An 18,297-nucleotide genomic window follows, 5' to 3' on the forward strand; every position below is an offset into this window, starting at 1 on the left:
GGCGCCGGTGTCCGGCCCGGTGGTGCCGCCACCACCACCTCAGCCGGGCGCGCCCCACCCGGAGCAGGGCTGGACGCCGCAGCAGGCGGTGCCCCCGACCGCCGAGGACTTCGCCCGCCGCCGCCAGGCCCGGCCGGTCGACCCGGTGGCCACCATGGGCGTACGCGCGGTGGTGAACAAGATCGGGCTGGTCCGGCTCGCGCCCGGCCGGCACGAGCAGGAGATGAAGCGCGACATCGAGATGGTCCGCCGCAACTTCGGCGGGCTGCGCCAGGTGACAGTCGTCAACCCGAAGGGCGGCGCCGGCAAGACGGTGGCGATCCTGCTGCTCGCCATGACGTTCGGGCAGAAGCGCGGCGGATACGTGCTGGCCTGGGACAACAACGAGACCCAGGGCACTCTCGGCATGCGGGCCCAGCAGGACTTCCACGCCCGTACGGTGCGGGACATGCTGCGCGACCTGGCCCAGTTCCAGGGGCCGCACGGGCGGGTGGGCGACCTGTCGCAGTACGTCCGCTCGCAGGGCGAGGGCATGTTCGACGTGCTCGCCTCGGACGAGTCGGCGACCGGCGGCGAGATGCTCACCGCCGCCGCGTTCGCGGAGATCCGCGAGGTGGTCAGCCGCTTCTACAAGCTGATCTTCGTGGACACCGGGAACAACGTCCGGGCGCAGAACTGGCAGGCCGCGATGGACGCCACCGACCAGCTCGTGGTCACCATGTCGGCTCGTAACGACTCGGCCGAGACCGCCGCCCGGATGCTCGACCACCTGGAGCAGAGCGGCCGGCAGCGGCTGGTCCGGCAGGCGGTCACAGTGGTCTCGATGCCGCCGTCGCGCAAGGAGATCGACCTGCCCGCGATCCAGGCCCACTTCGCGGCGCGGACCCGGGCGGTGCTGCTGGCGCCGTACGAGCGGCTCATCGACACCGGCGAGCCGCTGCGGTACGGGCAGCTCTCCTCCGCCACCCGGGACGCCTGGCTGAAGATCGCCGCGTCGGTGGCGGAAGGGCTGTAGGACGGGCGCGACGGCCGGTGCCCGGGTCGGGACCGGCCGTCGCGGCAGTGGTCAGTCGCCGGAGAGCGCGTCTCCGGCGGCCGGGTCGCAGTCGCGGAGGAACTGGGCGCACCGGGCCGCCTCGTCCGCCTCGCCGATCTCCCCCGCGGCGCGGGACAGCACGTAGAGGCAGCGGAGGAAGCCCCGGTTGGGCTTGTGCGACCAGGGCACCGGGCCGTGGCCCTTCCAGCCGCTGCGGCGCAGCTGGTCCAGGCCCCGGTGGTAGCCGGTGCGGGCGTACGCGTACGCCGTGACGACCTGACCCGCGGCGAGCGCGCGGCCGGCCAGCGCGGCCCAGGCCGCACTGTAGGTCGGGAAACGGGCCGCGACCTCGGCGTACGCCTCGTCGGTGCCCTGCTCGGCCGCCGCCGCCAATGCGGCGTCGGCCTCCTCGTGGACCGGGAGCAGGGTGGCCGGTGGCTCAGGCAACAGGTTCTGCATCGCCCCATTCAACCCGCTTCGCCCTCGGGTACGCGAGGGGCCCCGCCCGGACGGTTGGCTGAACGGCTGAGGGTTTCGTCACGCCTGCGGCGGGAGCACACGTACCCGCGGCCCATGCCGCCGCCGTGGTTCTTGCACTACAAATACAGATCCGGAGCCTCCCCAGGACCCGGTTACGCAGGAGCCCGGCGGCGTGCCCGCCGGGCTCCTGTCGTTCCCCGCCCCGGTTTCGGCACTTGCCGTGCGGGGGCAGGATGGCCTGGTGCCGACCCCACCACCCGCGGACGTCATCGAGCCGCACGCACCCCACGTCAACGAGATCGAGACCCGCACCGCGTTCGAGCAGCGGCTGGCCGGGGGAACCCTGGCCGGCCTGACCGTGCAGGGCCTGCGCCTCGACCTCGATCCGATCCCCGACCTGCGCGACGTCGACGTCACCGGCACGCTCTTCGTGGGCTGCCGGTTCGCCGGCCGCGAGGTGGGCGCGGACCTGGTCCGCCGGGGCGCCAACGTGGTCCCGCCGTTCTCCGGGCTGCCCTACCCGACCCAGCCGTCGCACCTCTACACCGCCGACGAGCTGGCCGCCGGGTTCGCCGAGGGCGGATTCGCCGAGATGTACGACACCCGGGTGTACGCGCACTTCCGGGCGCACGGCGGCGCGCTGCCCGACGTACGCGAGGCGCTCGGGCAGCGACTGCACGACCACGGTGTGGACAACGCGCTGGCCGACGCCACCCGGTCGTGGCTGGCCGCGCACGGGCCGCAGTCGGTGGTGGGGGTGATGGGCGGGCATGCGGTGCCGCGCGGCAGCGTCGCGTACCGGATGGCCGCGGTGCTGGGCTGGGAGCTGGCGCGGGCCGACCGCCTGGTGGTCACCGGCGGTGGTCCGGGCGTGATGGAGGCGGCGAACCTCGGCGCGTTCCTCGCGGCCTGGCCGGCCGAGGAGCTGTCCGCCGCGATCGACGTGCTCGCCGTCGCGCCGGACTTCACCGACCACGACCGGTACACGGCGGCGGCGCTGGCGGTGCGCAAGCGGTACGCGGACGGCACGTCGCTGCCCTCGCCCCGCCCGTCGGCGCCCGGCACCGAGTGGGCCCGGTCCGGCGGGCTGGCCATCCCCACCTGGCTGTACGGCCACGAGCCGGCGAACCTGTTCGCGGGCCGGATCGCGAAGTACTTCTCCAACGCCATCCGGGAGGACACCATCCTGCGGCTGGCCCGGGGCGGGATCGTGTTCGCACCCGGCAAGGCCGGCACCGTGCAGGAGGTGTTCCAGGCGGCCACCAAGACGTTCTACGGCACCGACGGGGCGAGCGGGGCGTACGTCTTCCTGGACCGCACGTACTGGACCACGGAACTGCCGGTGGAGTCGCTGCTGCGGCCGCTGTTCGCCGCGTCCCCGTTCGGCGACCTGTCGCACACGATCCACCTGACCGACGACGTCCGCGACGCCGTCCGGGTGCTGACGCAGTGAAAGGAAGGGCCCCTTTTTAACGCCTCCGGTAGAGGAAGGGCCCCTTATCAACCACAGCGGTTAATAAGGGGCCCTTCCTTACACGCATAGGGTCACTTCATGGTGGTGCCGGTGGAGCGCAGGTGCTCGCAGGCCTCGACCACGCGGGCGGCCATGCCGGCCTCGGCGGCCTTGCCCCAGACGCGCGGGTCGTACATCTTCTTGTTGCCGACCTCGCCGTCGACCTTCAGCACGCCGTCGTAGTTGCGGAACATGTGGTCCGCGACCGGGCGGGTGAAGGTGTACTGGGTGTCGGTGTCGATGTTCATCTTCACCACGCCGTAGTCCAGCGCCTCCCGGATCTCCGACAGCAGCGAGCCGGAGCCGCCGTGGAAGACCAGGCTCAGCGGCTTGTCCTTGCCGTACTTGGCGCCCACCGCCACCTGGATGTCGTGCAGCACCGAGGGGCGCAGCTTGACGTTGCCCGGCTTGTAGACGCCGTGCACGTTGCCGAAGGTCAGCGCCGCCATGTAGCGGCCCTTCTCGCCCAGGCCGAGCGCGTCGACCATGGCCAGGCCGTCCTCGACGGTGGTGTAGAGCTTGTCGTTGATGGCGTTCTCGACGCCGTCCTCCTCGCCGCCGACGACGCCGACCTCGATCTCGAGGACGATCTTGCCCTTGGCGGCCTCGGCGAGGAGCTGCTCGGCGATCTCCAGGTTCTCCGCCACCGGCACGGCCGAGCCGTCCCACATGTGCGACTGGAACAGCGGCTCCTGGCCGTTCTTGACGCGCTCCTGCGAGATGGCCATCAGCGGCCGGACGAACTTGTCCAGCTTGTCCTTCGGGCAGTGGTCGGTGTGCAGCGCGATGTTCACCGGGTACTTCTTGGCGACCTCGTGCGCGTAGGCGGCGAACGCCGTCGCGCCGGTCACCATGTCCTTCACGGACGGGCCGGACAGGTACTCCGCACCACCGGTGGAGACCTGGATGATGCCGTCGCTCTCCGCGTCGGCGAAGCCCTTGAGCGCCGCGTTCAGCGTCTGCGAGGAGGTCACGTTGATCGCGGGGTACGCGTACCGGCCGGCCTTGGCCCGGTCCAGCATCTCCGCGTAAGCCTCGGGGGAAGCGATGGGCATGTCGAACGCTCCTTACTTACCGCTCTCGGCCGTGCAGGCCGCTGTCTTCCATGGGCGCGACCCGTTCCGGTCGCTCACGTCCACGGTTGCGCCGGACCGCGCTGTCCACCGCGGGCAGTATCCCGCAGGAGCGTGAGCGGGGCACAACCGGCCCGGACGCCGCTCACCGGTTCTCCAGCCGGTCCGGTACGACGACGCTGATCAGCCAGCTCACCACCGCGACCACGATGGCGCCCCAGAAGGCGGCCCAGAAGCCGTCCACGTGGAACGGGAGCTTCAGCACCCCGGCGATCCAGTCGGTCAGCAGGAACAGCAGCGCGTTCACCACGAGCGCGAACAGGCCGAGCGTGAGCAGGTAGAACACGCAGCCGAACACCTTGATGAGCGGCTTGAGCACCGCGTTCACGACACCGAAGACCAGTGCCACCACGATCAGGGTGAGCACGTTGCTGCCGGTGTTGCGGCCGCTCACCTCCACTCCGGGCACGATCAGGGTCGCGATCCACAACGCGACCGCGGTGATCGCCAGTCGGATCAGGAAGCCCATGCCTCCCATCCTGGCACCGGCCGTGCGCCGGGAGCGGGACAATCGCCGACTCCGCCGTTCCGCCCGCCACCCAGCGAGGGCCCGGAGCAGCCCGTACGGTGGTGGGGACGATGCCCGCACGGAGAACAGGGAGGGACGATGGGTCAGCCCGACGAGGACTTCGCGCCCAGTGACCACCTCGCCCCGGAGGAGCGGGATCTGGAGGCCGAGCCGGCCGACGCGGTCGAGCAGGCCACCTCGGTGACCGACGAGACAGACGGTGAGCCGCACCGGGGCATGGAGGTCGACGACTGGGACGCCATGGAGCAGGCCCGCGTCGTCACCGCCGACGAGGACGACTACCGCTGATCCGGGGCCCGCTCACCGCAGCGCGGTGACCTGCCCCGGGTGGGCGGCGGCCCACTGCGCCAGCCGGTCCGCCCGTAGCGCGTCCAGGAACCCGGGGGCGAGTTCCGGGTCCGGCTCGTACCCGCGACCGTTCCACTCGTCGCGTACCGGGAAGGCGAGCGCGATCGGCTCCGCGGCGGCGGTTCGGCCGCTCGCGGCGGTCAGCGCCGGCAGCGACAGGTCACCGGTGTCGATCGTGACGGCCGATCCGATCCGGGCGAGCAGCCGGCCGAGCTGCGCGGGGTCGGTCGCCGTGCCCTGCTCCCGCAGTTGGCGGAGCAGGCCGGCGGCGTAGCGGGCCGCGTTGCGGTCCCGGTCCAGCCCACCGTCGCGCAGGCCGTACCGCTGCCGCAGCAGGTCGACCGCCTCCGCGCCGTCGAGCCGCTGACATCCGGCCGGGAAACGCCGCTCGGTGTGCACCGAACGCACCGGCGCCGGCAGGCAGACCGGCACGCCGCCGACCGCGTCGGTCAGCTCACGCGCCCCCGGGTACGTGAGCACCGCGCCGGCGTCGACGCGTACCCCGGTCAGCCGGGCGACCGCCTCGCGGGTCGCCCGGTAGCCGGCGGCCAGGTCGGTGCCCGACCCGGCGGCGCGGGAGAACGTCGCGTTGAGCTTCTCCGTCCCGCCCTGCGGCGGCACCGGCACCAGCAGGTCACGCGGGAACGACACGAGGTAGAGCCGGCTCCGGTCGGCCGGCAGGTGCACCAGCAGGACCGAGTCGGCGCGCCGGCTGCCCGCGGCCTGGTCGACGCCGAGCAGCAGCAGGTTCAGCGCGCCGCCGGGCACTGGCTCCGGCGTGGCGAGCAGGGGCGCAGCCGTGGGCGCCGGTGGCCGGGGCGCCATCGCGGTGAAACCGACGAGTGCGACGGCGGCGACCGCCAGCGCCGTGCCGGCCAGGCGTACGCGCCGACGACGCCGACGGCGACTGATCACCGCCCGGTCGACGGCGGCCCGGATCGGACCGACGGGCGGGGTCGACTCCTCGAGGCGGGCGAACGCGGCCCGCAGCTCGTCCTCGATCATCAGGAGACCTCCACGAGTTCGGCTCGGAGGGTGGCCAGCGCACGCGAGATGCTGGACCGGACGGTGCCGACGGCGCAGCCGAGGATTTCGGCGATCTCCGCGTCCGGCAGGTCCTCGTAGTAGCGCAGCACGAGCGCGGCACGCTGACGCCTGGGCAACCGGGACAGCCAGTCCCGGATCTGGTCGCGGTCCGCCGCGGACTGGGCGTGGTCGGCCGGCGCGGGCAACGATTCGTCCGCTGCGCCGCGCAGCAGCACCCGCCGCGCCCACGATCCGCGCCGCCAGTCGATGAACTGGTTGGTGAGCATTCGGCGCACGTACCGCTCCGGGGCGTCGGTGCGGGCCACCCGCCGCCAGTTGAGCTGGACCCGGACCAGGGTCTCCTGCACCAGATCCTGGGCCTGGTGCGGATCCCCGGTCAGCATGACCGCGTACCGCAGCAGGGCGCCCAACCGCGCGTCGGCGAACTCCTCGTACGTCACTGCACCTCCCGGTGTCCGATTGATGGACGGTTCCGGGCAGGTGGAACATTGCGGTGGCGCCGATCATCCGTTCGGTCAATATTCATGATGTGGGACAACGCGATCCTTTAAGGAATCCTTAAGCTCCGTGGGCTCCACCTGATCACCCCACGGGAGGACCCCCCACATGCTCAGCAACTCCACCCGGCGCTGGTTCGCCGGGTTGGGCGTCGCAGGCGCGTTCGTCGCCGCCTCCGCCACCCCCGCCCTCGCGGCGGACGCGCCGTTCGAGGTCGTCACGCACGACCTGCTCGTCGCCCCGGGCCACCTGGGTTACGGCTCGCTCTTCGCGCACATGTCCGACGGCGAGTCGGAGCCCAAGTTCGGCCGCACCACGATCGACATCGACTTCTCCGCGGTCTCGGCCTTCGCCACTGTCGAGCCGGCGTGGGACTGGACCTGCGACGTCTCCTCCACCAAGATGCACTGCGAGGCGGACCTTGCCGACGGCGACGAGCCCTGGTTCGACTACCTGGTCAACGGCAAGGACACCGCCGAGCCGGGCCAGAAGGGCGCACTGAAGATCAGCGTCACGTCGGGCGGCAAGACGGCCACCGGTACGGCCGGCGTCACCATCGCCGAGGGCGTCGACCTGGTGAGCGACCCGACCGTCGAGGCGAGCGGTGCCCCGGGTGGCCGCGCCGCCGTGCCCGGCGTCGTCCGCAACGGCGGCGACACCACAGTCGACGGGACGGTGCTCGTCGTGCAGGCCGACTGGCTCGCGTCGTACGGCGGGAACTTCTCCAACTGCCGGGCCCAGGAGGACGGGTTCTACGCCTTCTGCGCCTTCGACACGAAGATCGAGCCGGGCCGGTCGTACAAGCTCTCCGAGGACCTGCCGATCACGCTGCGCCCGGAGACGCGTACCGGCGCCCGGTTCCCGGTCTACCTCGACTGGTGGACCACCGACGACTTCGACCAGGCGTTCGAGGACTGGCTGGACGAGGTCAAGCCCGGCACGGGCCCCGAGCTGCGCCTGGTCGAGAAGTCGGTGCAGGCCGCGCGGGTGCCGCAGACCGACCTGGACCAGATGAACAACTTCACCGTCGCGACAGTGAAGGTCACCGGTGACAACCCGGCCGACCTCGCCGCCGAGGGCGCCACCGCCACCGGGAAGAAGGGCGACGTCGTCACTGTCGCGCCGAGCTTCACCAACCTGGGTCCGGCCACGCTGGAGTACCTGGGCCAGGGCACCCCGGGCATCCGCCTGGAGGACCTGCCGGTCCGCGTCACCGTCCCGGCCGGCACGACCGTCGTCGAGGCGCCGTACGACTGTGTGCCGTTCCTGCCCACGAAGGAGTGGGACCCGTGGACCGCGAACTGGGGTGAGCCGGGGGCCAAGGAGTACGCCTGCCAGGTCACCGAGAGCCCCAAGGGCATGAAGAACCCGTACGAGTTCCGCCTGCGCATCGACACGGTGACCGCGAACGCGGCGGGCAGCTTCACCACGAAGCTCTCCGGCGACCCGAACGGCAAGAACGACACCGCCGCGATCGTCATCAACCCGGCCGGCGGCACCCCCGGCACGCCCGGTAACCCGGGCGACGGTGGCCAGGGCGGCGGTGACGGCGGCACGCTGCCGATCACCGGTTCCTCCACCGGCCTGATCGCCGGCATCGGCGCGCTGCTGCTCGCCGCGGGTGCGGTCGGCTACGTGCTGAGCCGCCGCCGCAAGACCCGCTTCGTCGCCTGACCCGAAGCACAAACGGTGCCCCGCCGACCACCCGGTCGGCGGGGCACCTCCACATCTAGGCCGAACCACCAGGCAGCACAGGTCGACGCGACGGGGACCACGTCAGGTTTCCGGGGGAGCCCGACCCGCGCAGGGATCAAGCCTGACCGCCCGGAGCGGGTCGGGCTCCCCCGGAAACCCCCACGACTCGGAGCCCGGAAACCCCCACGACACGAGCCAACAAACCAAGAGATCATCGACAAGTGCTGCTGACCCTCACCACGACCCACCGCCCGGCGACCGACCTCGGCCACCTCCTGGTGAAGCATCCGGACCGCGTGCAGACCTTCGACCTGCCCGCCGGTTCCGCGCATGTGTTCTACCCGGAGGCGGGCGAGGCGCGCTGCACGGCGGCGTTGCTGGTCGAGGTCGATCCGCTCAAGCTGGGCGGCGGCCGCCGGAACCGCGCGCCGGAGGGCTTCGCGCTCGGGCAGTACGTCAACGACCGGCCGTACGCGGCGTCCAGCCTTCTCTCGTCGGCGCTGTCGAAGGTGTTCCGCTCCGCCCTGCGCGGCGAGTCGCGTGACCGTCCCGAGCTGGCCGCGAGCGCGATCCCGCTGACCGTAGGGGTGCCGGTGCTGCGCTGCCGGGGCGGCGCCGAGCTGGCGGTACGGATCTTCGCCCCGCTGGGCTGGACCGTGACTGCCACCCCGATCCCGCTCGACGAGACGTACCCGGAGTGGGGCGAGAGCCGCTACGTCGACCTGACGCTGACCGGCACGCTGCGGCTCGCGGACGCCCTCAATCATCTGTACGTGCTGCTGCCGGTGCTGGACGACGCGAAGCACTACTGGGTGGCACCGGACGAGGTGGGCAAGCTGCTGCGCGCCGGTGCCGGCTGGCTGGCCGGTCATCCGGAGCGCGGCCTGATCACGCGTCGCTACCTGGCGCACCGCCGGGCGCTCGCGGGCGAGGCGATGGCCCGGCTGACCGAGCTGCGGCTGGCCGACGAGCCCTCCGCCGACGACAGCATCGAGCCGTCGACCGGAGAACCGGCCGAGTCGTCGGGCGGCGGAGCCGGGACGGCGGAGGACGTCCGCCGGGCCTCCCTGGCGGTACGGCGTCGGGAGGCGGTGCTCACCGCGCTGCGGGACAGCGGTGCGAGCCGGGTGCTGGACCTGGGCTGCGGTGGGGGTGCGCTGCTCACCGCGCTGGTCGCCGACCGGCGGTTCACCGAGGTGGTGGGCGTCGACGTGTCGGACCGGTCGCTCGGTCTGGCGGCCCGGCGGCTGCGCCTGGACCGTCTTCCGGAGCGGCAGCGGGACCGGATCCGGCTGTGGCAGTCCGCGCTGACCTACCGGGACGACCGGCTCCGGGGGTACGACGCGGCGGTGCTGATGGAGGTCGTCGAGCACCTCGACCCGCCGCGCCTGCCGGCGCTGGAGGACGCGGTGTTCGGTCACGCCCGGCCGGGCACGGTGGTGGTGACCACCCCGAACGTGGAGTACAACGTGCGCTACGAGGGGCTCGCGCCGGGCCGGTTCCGGCACGCGGACCACCGGTTCGAGTGGACCCGGGCCGAGTTCGCCGCCTGGGTGGACCGGGTGGCGGCGGCGCACGGCTACACGGCGGTGCTCGGCGGCGTCGGCGACGACGACCCGGAGGTCGGCACGCCGACCCAGATGGCGGTGCTCACCCGCGCCGACCGCGACGAAAGCACCGGCCGGCGCGACCGGGCCGACCGGAACAACCGGAGCGACAACAACGACCGGAAGGAGGCGACGAACCGATGACCGTCCTGGACATCCCCGAGCTGGCACTGGTGGCGCTCGTCGGCGTCTCCGGCTCCGGCAAGTCCACATTCGCCCGGCGGCACTTCGCGCCCAGCCAGGTGCTCTCCTCGGACACGTTCCGCGCCCTGGTGGCCGACGACGAGAACGACCAGTCGGCATCGGCCGACGCGTTCGACGCGCTGCACCACGTCGCCGCCATCCGGCTGCGCCGCGGCCTGCTGACCGTGGTTGACGCGACGAACCTCCAGCCGCACGCCCGCGCCGGGCTGATCCGGGTGGCCCGGGAGCACGACGTGCTGCCGGTGGCGATCGTGCTGGACGTGCCGGAGGCGGTGGCCTGGGAGCGTACGGAGGCGCGCGCCGACCGCACGCACGGCCGGCAGGTACTGAACCGGATGCGCCGTGACCTGCGGCAGTCGTACGGGCGACTGGCCCGCGAGGGCTTCCGCAAGGTCCACGTGCTGCGCGGGGTGGACGAGATCGACGCCGCGGAGATCCGCTACGAGAAGCTGTTCAACGACCGGCGCGAGCTGACCGGTCCGTTCGACGTGGTCGGGGACGTGCACGGCTGCCGTACCGAGCTGGAGGCGCTGCTGTCCCGGCTCGGCTACGTGCTGCGGCGCGACGACGCGGGCCGCCCGGTGGACGCGGCGCACCCGTCGGGGCGTACCGCGGTGTTCGTCGGTGACCTGGTGGACCGCGGCCCGGACTCGCCCGGCGTGCTCCGCCTGGTGATGGGCATGGTGGCGGCCGGCCACGCGATCTGCGTGCCGGGCAACCACGAGCAGAAGCTGCTGCGCAAGCTGCGCGGCCGGGACGTCAAGCTGACCCACGGCCTGGCCGAGACGATGGAGCAGCTCGCCGCCGAGTCGCCGGAGTTCGTCACCGGGGTGGAGACGTTCATCGACGGGCTGGTCAGCCACTACGTGCTCGACGGCGGCCGGCTCGTGGTGGCGCACGCCGGGCTGAAGGAGGCGTACCAGGGACGGGCGTCCGGCCGGGTGCGGTCGTTCGCGCTCTACGGCGAGACCACCGGCGAGACCGACGAGTACGGCCTGCCGGTGCGCTACCCGTGGGCGCGGGACTACCGGGGTTCGGCGATGGTCGTGTACGGACACACGCCGACGCCGGAGCCGGAGTGGGTGAACAACACCATCTGCCTGGACACCGGTTGCGTGTTCGGCGGGCAGCTCACCGCGCTGCGCTACCCGGAGAAGGAGCTGGTGGCCGTCCCGGCGGTGAAGGAGTGGTACGCCCCGGCCCGCCCGCTGGTCCCGGTAACGCCGTCGCGGCCGGACACCGTGCTGGACCTGGCCGACGTGACCGGACGGCGGCACCTCAGCCACGCGTACGGGTCGCTCACAGTGCCGGCCGAGAACGCCGCCGCCGCGCTGGAGGTGATGAGCCGGTTCGCGGTCGACCCGGGCCGGTTGGTGTGGCTGCCGCCGACCATGGCGCCCTGCTCCACGTCGAGCGTGGACGGTTTCCTGGAGCACCCGGCCGAGGCGTTCGCCGACTACCGCGCGGCGGGCGTCGACCGGGTGGTCTGCGAGGAGAAGCACATGGGCTCGCGGGCGGTGGTGCTCGTGGAGCGGGAGCCGGGCCGTTTCGGCGGCGGGGTGGTGCACACCCGTACCGGCCGGCCGTTCTTCGACCCGCCGCTCGACGACGAGTTGCTGGCCCGGGTGCGCGCCGCGGTCACCAGCGCCGGCCTCTGGGCCGAGCTGGGCACCGACTGGCTGCTGCTCGACGCGGAGCTGCTGCCCTGGTCGGCGAAGGCGGGCGGGCTGATCCGCGAGCAGTACGCCGGGGTCGGCGCGGCCGGGCGGGCCGCGCTGCCGGCGGTGCTCGCCGCGCTGGACACCGCCGCCGGGCGCGGGATGCCGGTGGCCGGGCTGCGCGACCGGATGGCCGGGCGGGCCGCCGAAATCACCGCCTACTCGGCTGCCTACCGGGCGTACGTCCGGCCGACGGACGGGCTGCGCGGGGTGACGCTGGCGCCGTTCGCGGTGCTGGCCGGGTCCGGGGTGAGTTACGCCGAACGCGACCACGGCTGGCACCTGGCGCTGGCCGACCGGCTCTGCGCCGCCGACCCGGAGTTCTTCACCCCGACCCGGCGTCGGGTGGTGGACCTGGCCGACGAGTCGGCGGTGGCCGACGCGACCGAGTGGTGGCTGGCGCTCACCGCGGCCGGCGGCGAGGGCATGGTGGTCAAGCCGTACGCGGGCCTGGCCGCTCGTTCGCCGAAGGGCTCGCTGCTCCAGCCGGGGATCAAGTGCCGGGGGCGGGAGTACCTGCGGATCATCTACGGTCCCGGGTACACCGAGGCGGCGCAGCTCGCCGCGTTGCGCCGCCGGTCGCTGGGGCGCAAGCGCGGGCTCGCCCTGCGGGAGCACGGTCTGGGCCTGGCCGCCCTGGACGCGCTGGCCGAGGACGCTCCGCTCTGGCGTCGCCACGAGCTGGTGTTCGCGATCCTCGCCTGCGAGTCCGAGCCGGTGGACCCCCGCCTCTGACGACGACGCCCGGTCCGGCCGATATGCCGGACCGGGCCGGGGTACCCTGTGTGGCCGTGGACACAGCAGAGAAGACCCGGATGTTCTCCGAGAGCGTGGCACTGAACCCGCTCGACCCGAAGGACCTCATCCACACCTTCGGCATGATCGGCGTCTGGGTGATCCTCTTCGCCGAGACGGGGCTGCTGGTCGGCTTCTTCTTCCCGGGTGACTCGCTGCTGTTCCTGGCCGGGGTGGCCGCCTCGCCGGTGGCTGACGCCATCTTCGGCGACGGCACCCGCCTGTCCCTGGCCGGTCTGCTGATCGGCGGTCCGATCTGCGCCATCGTCGGCGCCCAGCTCGGGCACTGGCTCGGCGCCCGGTACGGCCGCCGTATGTTCGAGAAGCCCAACTCCCGGCTGTTCAAGCGGGAGTACGTGGAGAAGGCGGAGTACTACTTCCAGAAGTTCGGCCCGGCGAAGGCAGTGGTGCTGGCCCGGTTCATCCCGATCGTGCGGACGTTCCTCAACCCGGTGGCCGGGGTGCTCGGCATGCCGGCCCGCCAGTTCTTCGTGTGGAACGTGGTGGGCGCGATCCTCTGGGTGGACGGCATCCTGCTGGTCGGCTACCTGCTGGCCCGCCAGATCTACGACGCCATCGGCGACAAGATCGACAGGTACATCCTGCCGGTGGTCGCGCTGATCATCGTGATCTCGGTGCTGCCGATCTTCTTCGAGTTCCTCCGCGACCGGCGGGCGCGCAAGCGCGGCGAGGCGGTCGCCGTCATCACCGCGGCGACGGTGGCCGGCACTGTGGAGGCGGCCCGGGAGGGCATCGAGGAGCACCGGCCCGGGCACGGTGATGGGCACGGCGGTCAGCACCGGCGCTGAGCACGTCGTACGGACACCGAAGGCCGGCCCTCGGACGAGGACCGGCCTTCGACGTCACTGCTCCAGCCGGGTCACACGGACGACGACAGCCGTCACCGTGCGCTGATGGCGCCACCCCTCGCACGCCACCGGCCACCCGGTCGGGACGACCCTCGGTCGGGTCGGCCCGGAGGTTTCAGCGAGCCTTCTTGGTGGCCCGCTTCCGCGGCGGGGTGAGCAGATCCGCGATCGTGGCGATCGCGGACGGCACCAGCCGGTAGTACGCCCAGACCCCGCGCTTCTCCCGCTCCAGCAAGCCGGCCTCGGTGAGGATTCGCAGGTGGTGGCTGACCGTCGGCTGCGAGAGGCCGAGCGGCGCGGTGAGGTCACACACGCACGCCTCCCCCTCGGGAGCCGACTGGATCAGGCTGAGCAGCCGCAGCCGGGCGGGGTCAGCAAGGGCCTTGAGGACCCCCGCAAGCCGCTCGGCGTCGGCGCGTTCGATCGGCTCGCCGGCAAGCGGCGAGATCTGAGGCATGGTCATTTCAGCCAACGCAGTTCCCACGTATTCCATCCTTCCACCAGCAGCATCGATCCGCCTGCATATCAGCAGATCCGAATCGGCAAACTTTTACGCCACAAGGCCGAGGTCAGCCAACGTATAGGCCGCCCGATAGGGCAATCCGGCGGCTCGCACCGTGTCGCCGGCACCTCGATCAACAATAACCGCCACACCCACCACCTCGGCCCCTGCCTCACGCAATGCCTCGACGGCCGTCAACACACTTCCACCGGTGGTGGAGGTGTCCTCGACCGCGAGCACCCGTCGCCCGGAGACGTCCGGCCCCTCGATCCGGCGCTGGAGACCGTGGGCCTTGCCCTCCTTGCGGACGACGAAGGCGTCGACCGCGCGGCCGGTGCCCGCCGAGGCGTGCAGCATGGCGGCGGCCACCGGATCGGCGCCCAGGGTCAGGCCGCCGACCGCGTCGTACGACCAGTCGGCGGTGAGGTCACGCATGACCCGACCGATCAACGGAGCCGCTTCGTGATGGAGCGTGACGCGGCGCAGATCCACGTACCAGTCCGCCTCGCGGCCCGACGAGAGCACCACCCGGCCGTGCACCACAGCGAGGTCAGTGATGAATTTGCGCAGGTCGTCGTGGTCGCCCATGGCCCCAGAGCGTACTTCGCAAGTCTGAGCGCCGTGTTTCGGGTCCGCCCTGGTCAACCCTGCGGGCGACCGACGGGTGGCGATGAGCGGCTACGCTGTGCGACCGTCCATCCCGGTCGGCCGCCGAAGCGGCCCGCCCACGGGCCACCGCCGGTCAACCGCGCTGCCGGCCGACCGCACCCCGGGTGTCCCGCCGGAAGCCGCGCAACAGGCGCTTCGGCGCGTACCGCAGCCCGGCCACCGCCACCTTGTACTTCCAGTCCGGGACACTCACGAACTTACCTTTATGCAGGTCAAGCAGCCCTTCGGCGACCACATCGTCGGCGCGCAGCCAGGCCCAGGCGGGCAGGCGCGACATGTCGATGCCCGCGCGTTCGTGATTTCCGGTTCGTGTGTAGCCGGGACAGAGCGCCATCACGCGCACACCCAGCGGCGCGACGGACTGGCCGATCGATTCACTGAAATTCGTCACCCACGCCTTGCTGGCCGAGTACGTGGATCCCGGCATGGGGACACCGAAGCCCGCAACGGAAGAGACATTTATCACTGCCCCGTGCCCTCGTTCGGTCATCGGGCCCAGGGCGGCGTGGGTCAGACGCAGCACCGCGAGAACGTTGAGCCGCACCAGCCGCGCCTCGTCCGCCACCGACGACCGGACGAACGACGTGTTCAGACTGATGCCGGCGTTGTTGACGAGCAACTCGATCGGCGTACCGGCGGTCAGCCGCTGCTCGACCGCCGCGCAGCCGTCCTCGGTGGACAGATCGGCGGCGATCGTCTCGGCGTCGCCGCCGTGCCGGCCGGTCAGCTCGGCCGCCAGCGCGTCGAGCCGGGCGGCGTCCCGAGCCACCAGGACGAGGTCCCAGCCGTCCGCGGCCAGCCGGCGGGCGAACGCCTCGCCGATGCCGAGGCTGGCGCCGGTGACCAGGGCACGGCGCCGGGAGGGGTCGGTGTCACCTGTCATCGGCGGTCCTCCGGAGGTGGCGGGAACCCACCCGGCGGCGGCGCGGGCGGTGCGGACGGGGGCGGCACGGGCCGCTCGTACGGCGACGGGCCGGAGGCGGGCGGCGCGGAGGCGGGCGGGTTCAGGCCGGGTGGTGGTCCCCAGGGCGTCGGCCCGGGGGCGGTCGCGCCGGACACCGTCGCGCCGTAGCCGGACAGCCGCAGCGGCGCGGTGCGGCGGCGCAGGAACGCACCGGACGGCGGCAACGTGAGCAGCGCGGCGACCACCAGATAGCCGAGGATCTGCGCCACCGACACCGCCGCGTTCACCGGGATCCACCAGGACGGGTAGGCGTCGCCGACGAGGCCCAGCAGCTCGGCGGTGATCCGGTCGTCCGCGCCGAGCCGCAGCGGGGCGGCGCGCTGGCCGACCAGCACCGCCAGCCCGCAGCAACCGCAGAGCAGGCCGGTCCCGGCCACCACCCAGGTCGCCGTGCGGGCGCCGGAGCGGCCGGCGAGCAGGCCGAGCGCGAGCCCGACGAGCAGCAGCCCGGCGAGCACGCCGAGCACGGCGGCCAGCACTGTGGAGCCGCGTAGCAGGCCGGCCACCTGGTCGATGTCGCCACCGCTCGCGCCGGTCCGTTCCGCCGCCGCGTCGCGGAACCGGTCCACCGTGCCGCCGCCGACGGCCAGGTTGACCACCGCGTACGCCACGGCGCCGACCGCCATCGCCAGCAGCAGCGCCGCCGCGGCGACGACCGTGCCGGGCCGGCGGGGTGCGGCCCGTTCGGGGTACGACACGACTGATCCCTCCGGTAGGCGTCGGCTTGCAACCTACTCGGAGGGATCGTCGGCGTCGCTGCAATCCGGACGTCAACTTCCGGATGGCGGCTCCGGATCGCGGCGCTCACCCGGCTGACCGCCCGGCGCGGACGGCGGCTGACCACCGGCGGACGGCGGCTGACCACCGGGCGCCGACGGCGGCGCGCCGGGAGTCGGCGGGTACGACGGGTACGCCGGGTCGCCCGGCTGGCCCGGCTGGCCCGGCTGGCCCGGGTGCGACGGGTACGCCGGGTAGGCGCCACCGGGCACCGGCGGCTCCCAGCCGGCCTTGGGCTTGCGGAAGAACTCGTTCGCCTGCGGCAGCGCCAGCAGGATCAGCGCGGCCAGCAGGGCGAGCAGCGCGACCAGGCCCAGCAACAGGTTGACCGGCGTGTACCAGGACGGCAGCGCGTCCTCCAGCCGGCGCTGGATCTCCTCCGAGCTGGGCACGTCACCGGTGGTGTTGCCGCCGCCCGTCATGCCGCCGGTGAGACCGGTCAGCAGCCCGCCGCCGGTGCAGCAGAACAGGATGCCGCCCAGCACCCAGGTGGTGATCCGGGAGCCGTTCTTGCCCCGGTTGTTCAACAGCGCGAGGACGACGAGGCCGGCCGCGATCAGCAGCGACACGACCGCCGTGATGATGCTGAACGCGTACGCGATGTCGGCGGCCGACTCGGCCGAGGTGCCCGCGTAGGCGTCGGCGAGAACATCGCGGATCTTGCCGACGACTGCGAGTGCCACGATCAGGTTCAGCACCTGGATCGCGGCGACGAGGATGAGCAGCCAACTGGAGAGCGTCACCACGCCGGGACGCGTGCGGGGCGGGGTGCCCGGAGCATCGACCATGATTCTCCCTTCCTGGATCAGATGCCCACCGTAGCGATCTTCCACCAGGTCAGCACGCCGGAATGGCTCACCTCTCGGCGGCGCGCCGCAACCGGCGGTGCTCGGCGGTGACCACGCCGAGCAGCGCGAGATCGAGCGCGACGGCGGAGACCGCGCCGAACTGGTTCACGGTGAAGTTGAAGACCTGGCCGAACAGCAGGTCGACCAGGAGCGCCAGCTTGAAGAACCGGAACGCCTCGGTCCGGTCGCGCCGCATCAGCCACGCCGCCCGCAGACTCAGGACGGCGGTGACCAGCGCGGCGACGGTGACGCCGAGTACCGCGCCCCACTCGTGTTCCTGGTCCAGCTCGCCGGTCACCCCGTCGAGAACCACCGCCAGCACCACGGCCATCGGTTCCAGCACCAGGTAGACCACCACCGGCCAGACCAGCCAGCGGCGTCCGGCAGCCCAGGCGGCGAGACGCCGGGCGCCGTCCGCGGCGCGCTGCCAGATCCGCACCGGCGGCGGCTCCCGGCGGGGCACCGCGTCCAGCAGTTGCGCCACCGCCGCCTCGGTGGCCGGTCCGGTGCCCTGCACCAGACGCAGCACGGCGACCCGCCGCCGGTCGGTGAGCCCGCCGGGCAGGCCGCTGAGCACCACGTCCAGCGCGTTGGCGGTGCGTTCGGCCGGGGTCAGCCGGGACCGGCCGGTGCGTCCGCGTACCGCCTGGGTGAGCAGGACCAGCAGCGCGAACGCGACGTAGATGATGGCGGCGGCTGGCGCGTAGAAGTAGTCCGTGCCGGTGGTGACGAACTTGCCCACCTCGTCGATGAACAGGCCGAACCCGATGCCGCCGACCACCGCTCCGGCCGTCCGGGCGCCGTCGCCGAGGTAGACCAGCGTGACGCCCAGGCCGACGGCGAGCAGCAGGCCGCCCCAGAGCACGTGCGCGATGTGCAGCCCGCCCCCGCCGATCTGCGGATAGCCGGTGGCTTGGAGATACGCCCGCACGACCAGCACGGTGACCACGCCGGAGAGCACGAACGCCTGAAGGTAGGAGGCCGCGCCCAGCGCCCGGGTCGGTAGCAGCCGGACCAGCCAGCCGATCCCCGGCCGGTGGCGTGACGGTCCTGGCATGCCTTGCA

The 18,297-nt window shown here is 72.6% G+C and carries 18 protein-coding genes; 7 read left to right on the forward strand and 11 right to left on the reverse strand.

Annotated features, from left to right (window positions below; all coding sequences use genetic code 11):
* The coding region (locus AC2CHG_RS12810; protein ID WP_484524803.1) for a MinD/ParA family ATP-binding protein at positions 1-1,015 on the forward strand (1,015 nt) is incomplete at its 5' end.
* A gap of 51 nt (positions 1,016-1,066) precedes the next feature.
* Here the strand turns inward: AC2CHG_RS12810 and AC2CHG_RS12815 are convergent.
* On the reverse strand, positions 1,067-1,495 hold the full coding sequence (locus AC2CHG_RS12815; RefSeq protein WP_135242725.1) for a DUF3151 domain-containing protein: 429 nt from the start codon (positions 1,493-1,495) through the stop codon (positions 1,067-1,069).
* A 262-nt stretch (positions 1,496-1,757) separates the two neighbouring features.
* Between AC2CHG_RS12815 and AC2CHG_RS12820 the strand changes: the two genes are divergently transcribed.
* Positions 1,758-2,969: an LOG family protein gene (locus tag AC2CHG_RS12820; RefSeq protein ID WP_262012786.1), complete on the forward strand. Its 1,212-nt coding sequence runs from the start codon at positions 1,758-1,760 to the stop codon at positions 2,967-2,969.
* A gap of 92 nt (positions 2,970-3,061) precedes the next feature.
* Here AC2CHG_RS12820 and fbaA read toward each other — a convergent pair whose 3' ends face one another.
* Positions 3,062-4,084, reverse strand: coding sequence for a class II fructose-bisphosphate aldolase (gene fbaA / locus AC2CHG_RS12825; protein WP_194800169.1), 1,023 nt, complete (start codon positions 4,082-4,084; stop codon positions 3,062-3,064).
* 163 nt (positions 4,085-4,247) lie between these two features.
* Positions 4,248-4,631 (reverse strand): phage holin family protein, encoded by a 384-nt coding sequence (locus tag AC2CHG_RS12830; protein ID WP_135242722.1) that lies wholly within the window; start codon positions 4,629-4,631, stop codon positions 4,248-4,250.
* A gap of 138 nt (positions 4,632-4,769) precedes the next feature.
* On the opposite strand from AC2CHG_RS12830, the gene AC2CHG_RS12835 reads away from it, so the two are divergent.
* Positions 4,770-4,979: a hypothetical protein gene (locus AC2CHG_RS12835; RefSeq protein WP_366618716.1), complete on the forward strand. Its 210-nt coding sequence runs from the start codon at positions 4,770-4,772 to the stop codon at positions 4,977-4,979.
* 12 nt (positions 4,980-4,991) lie between these two features.
* On the opposite strand, the gene AC2CHG_RS12840 is transcribed toward AC2CHG_RS12835, so the two are convergent.
* Together AC2CHG_RS12840 and AC2CHG_RS12845 are read right to left on the reverse strand one after the other, a co-directional pair.
* A complete protein-coding gene (locus AC2CHG_RS12840; RefSeq protein WP_484524804.1) occupies positions 4,992-6,044 on the reverse strand; it encodes an LCP family protein in 1,053 nt (350 codons plus the stop codon).
* Entirely contained in the window at positions 6,044-6,526 is a 483-nt protein-coding gene (locus AC2CHG_RS12845; RefSeq protein WP_484524805.1) for a SigE family RNA polymerase sigma factor, read from the reverse strand. The genes AC2CHG_RS12840 and AC2CHG_RS12845 overlap by 1 nt, the downstream gene beginning before the upstream one ends.
* Before the next feature lie 166 nt (positions 6,527-6,692).
* On the opposite strand from AC2CHG_RS12845, the gene AC2CHG_RS12850 reads away from it, so the two are divergent.
* From AC2CHG_RS12850 to AC2CHG_RS12865, 4 genes are all read left to right on the forward strand, one after another.
* A complete protein-coding gene (locus tag AC2CHG_RS12850; protein ID WP_484524806.1) occupies positions 6,693-8,258 on the forward strand; it encodes an LPXTG cell wall anchor domain-containing protein in 1,566 nt (521 codons plus the stop codon).
* A 242-nt stretch (positions 8,259-8,500) separates the two neighbouring features.
* A complete protein-coding gene (locus AC2CHG_RS12855) occupies positions 8,501-10,030 on the forward strand; it encodes a 3' terminal RNA ribose 2'-O-methyltransferase Hen1 (RefSeq protein WP_484524807.1) in 1,530 nt (509 codons plus the stop codon).
* The gene (locus AC2CHG_RS12860) at positions 10,027-12,543 is read left to right on the forward strand and encodes a polynucleotide kinase-phosphatase (protein ID WP_484524808.1); all 2,517 of its coding nucleotides are present in this window, start codon (positions 10,027-10,029) and stop codon (positions 12,541-12,543) included. Before AC2CHG_RS12855 ends, AC2CHG_RS12860 begins: the two co-directional genes overlap by 4 nt.
* 23 nt (positions 12,544-12,566) lie before the next feature.
* Positions 12,567-13,412 (forward strand): DedA family protein, encoded by an 846-nt coding sequence (locus AC2CHG_RS12865; RefSeq protein WP_355512243.1) that lies wholly within the window; start codon positions 12,567-12,569, stop codon positions 13,410-13,412.
* Positions 13,413-13,587: 175 nt separating this feature from the next.
* On the opposite strand, the gene AC2CHG_RS12870 is transcribed toward AC2CHG_RS12865, so the two are convergent.
* From AC2CHG_RS12870 to AC2CHG_RS12895, 6 genes are all read right to left on the reverse strand, one after another.
* Entirely contained in the window at positions 13,588-13,965 is a 378-nt protein-coding gene (locus AC2CHG_RS12870; RefSeq protein ID WP_007454255.1) for an ArsR/SmtB family transcription factor, read from the reverse strand.
* Between the two features lie 57 nt (positions 13,966-14,022).
* Positions 14,023-14,562 carry an orotate phosphoribosyltransferase gene (gene pyrE / locus AC2CHG_RS12875; protein ID WP_262012793.1) on the reverse strand — a complete coding sequence of 180 codons (540 nt, stop codon included), beginning with the start codon at positions 14,560-14,562 and terminating at the stop codon, positions 14,023-14,025.
* Positions 14,563-14,716: 154 nt separating this feature from the next.
* Positions 14,717-15,526, reverse strand: a complete 810-nt coding sequence (locus AC2CHG_RS12880) for an SDR family NAD(P)-dependent oxidoreductase (RefSeq protein ID WP_262012794.1) — start codon at positions 15,524-15,526, stop codon at positions 14,717-14,719.
* Entirely contained in the window at positions 15,523-16,305 is a 783-nt protein-coding gene (locus tag AC2CHG_RS12885) for a hypothetical protein (protein WP_262012795.1), read from the reverse strand. The genes AC2CHG_RS12880 and AC2CHG_RS12885 overlap by 4 nt, the downstream gene beginning before the upstream one ends.
* 72 nt (positions 16,306-16,377) lie before the next feature.
* Entirely contained in the window at positions 16,378-17,172 is a 795-nt protein-coding gene (locus AC2CHG_RS12890) for a hypothetical protein (protein WP_484524809.1), read from the reverse strand.
* 67 nt (positions 17,173-17,239) lie between these two features.
* Positions 17,240-18,289, reverse strand: coding sequence for a hypothetical protein (locus AC2CHG_RS12895; RefSeq protein WP_484524810.1), 1,050 nt, complete (start codon positions 18,287-18,289; stop codon positions 17,240-17,242).
* Positions 18,290-18,297 lie beyond the last annotated feature (8 nt).

Source organism: Micromonospora sp. ATLC20 (genome assembly GCF_057196585.1).

Bases quoted from the DNA above. Each gene is read 5' to 3' on its own strand.
- AC2CHG_RS12835 (WP_366618716.1), top strand. From the start codon at position 4,770: ATGGGTCAGCCCGACGAGGACTTCGCGCCCAGTGACCACCTCGCCCCG.
- fbaA (WP_194800169.1), bottom strand. From the start codon at position 4,084: ATGCCCATCGCTTCCCCCGAGGCTTACGCGGAGATGCTGGACCGGGCC.
- AC2CHG_RS12865 (WP_355512243.1), top strand. From the start codon at position 12,567: ATGCCGGACCGGGCCGGGGTACCCTGTGTGGCCGTGGACACAGCAGAG.
- AC2CHG_RS12840 (WP_484524804.1), bottom strand. From the start codon at position 6,044: ATGATCGAGGACGAGCTGCGGGCCGCGTTCGCCCGCCTCGAGGAGTCG.
- AC2CHG_RS12870 (WP_007454255.1), bottom strand. From the start codon at position 13,965: ATGGAATACGTGGGAACTGCGTTGGCTGAAATGACCATGCCTCAGATC.
- AC2CHG_RS12895 (WP_484524810.1), bottom strand. From the start codon at position 18,289: ATGCCAGGACCGTCACGCCACCGGCCGGGGATCGGCTGGCTGGTCCGG.
- pyrE (WP_262012793.1), bottom strand. From the start codon at position 14,562: ATGGGCGACCACGACGACCTGCGCAAATTCATCACTGACCTCGCTGTG.
- AC2CHG_RS12850 (WP_484524806.1), top strand. From the start codon at position 6,693: ATGCTCAGCAACTCCACCCGGCGCTGGTTCGCCGGGTTGGGCGTCGCA.
- AC2CHG_RS12860 (WP_484524808.1), top strand. From the start codon at position 10,027: ATGACCGTCCTGGACATCCCCGAGCTGGCACTGGTGGCGCTCGTCGGC.
- AC2CHG_RS12815 (WP_135242725.1), bottom strand. From the start codon at position 1,495: ATGCAGAACCTGTTGCCTGAGCCACCGGCCACCCTGCTCCCGGTCCAC.
- AC2CHG_RS12880 (WP_262012794.1), bottom strand. From the start codon at position 15,526: ATGACAGGTGACACCGACCCCTCCCGGCGCCGTGCCCTGGTCACCGGC.
- AC2CHG_RS12830 (WP_135242722.1), bottom strand. From the start codon at position 4,631: ATGGGCTTCCTGATCCGACTGGCGATCACCGCGGTCGCGTTGTGGATC.
- AC2CHG_RS12890 (WP_484524809.1), bottom strand. From the start codon at position 17,172: ATGGTCGATGCTCCGGGCACCCCGCCCCGCACGCGTCCCGGCGTGGTG.